This window comes from Pyxidicoccus trucidator (assembly GCF_010894435.1).
Lineage (GTDB): Bacteria > Myxococcota > Myxococcia > Myxococcales > Myxococcaceae > Myxococcus > Myxococcus trucidator.
This window is the reverse complement of the sequence record NZ_JAAIXZ010000070.1, coordinates 1-829: the sequence shown is the minus strand read 5'-3', so window position 1 is coordinate 829 and position 829 is coordinate 1. Positions and strand designations below refer to the sequence as shown.

At 56.6% G+C, this 829-nt stretch carries 2 tRNA genes and 1 rRNA gene; all 3 read left to right on the top strand.

Going from position 1 to position 829, the window contains the following annotated elements:
- Positions 1–92 (top strand): 16S ribosomal RNA (locus G4D85_RS48435); the annotation flags it as partial.
- A 216-nt stretch (positions 93–308) separates the two neighbouring features.
- Positions 309–382, top strand: a tRNA-Ile gene (locus G4D85_RS48430).
- A 76-nt stretch (positions 383–458) separates the two neighbouring features.
- Positions 459–531 (top strand) — tRNA-Ala (locus G4D85_RS48425).
- Positions 532–829 lie beyond the last annotated feature (298 nt).

The window sequence follows — 829 nt, the reverse complement described above, 5'->3', positions numbered from 1 at the left end:
CTCACCAAGAGATGCCCAAGGAGTGGTCGGTAACTGGGGTGAAGTCGTAACAAGGTAGCCGTAGGGGAACCTGCGGCTGGATCACCTCCTTTCTAAGGAGACCGGGCATCGGACTCGCGCCTTCGGGCGCAGTAGGCGATGCCAGTGGCGCTTCGGCGCTGCATAGGTCGACCAGGTCAACGTTTCCGAATCACAATCTGTCGTAATACATGGGCTTGCTGTTTGGTTTTGAAGGACCGAGTGCAGGACGCGACTCGGCTCTTTGAGAATGAAGGACGCTGTAGGGTTTGCCGACGCGGTAGCCCCCTGGGCCTATAGCTCAGCTGGCTAGAGCGCGCGCCTGATAAGCGCGAGGTCGGTGGTTCAAGTCCACCTAGGCCCACTACATTCCCCTTTGCCATCGGGCAGGGGAGTGGGTGACGCGCGACCAGCATGGTAGAATGGCGGCAAGCATCTCCGGGGCTGTAGCTCAGCTGGGAGAGCGCCAGCTTTGCAAGCTGGATGTCGTCGGTTCGATCCCGATCAGCTCCACAAGTTTTCCCAGTCGTTTTGGGAAGCGTTCTTTGACAAGTGCATACGAAGGGTAAGTTCAATTTCTGCTGAGTAAGAAGTTCTCGCAGAAGACTGACTTGCCAGGTGCGATGAAGCCGTGAGGCTTTGACGTACCGACGGCGCAAGACAGTCTCAATCAAGCGTTGAATCGAATCAACATAGAAGTCTTCCGGGCCTGCTGCGAAGAGCAGGGGTCTGGGCCTTGACTTTCGAGTTTCAATAATCCGCCGGGAGGCGGGTATGAAAGAGATCAGGGCAAGTAAGCTACTAAGGGCGT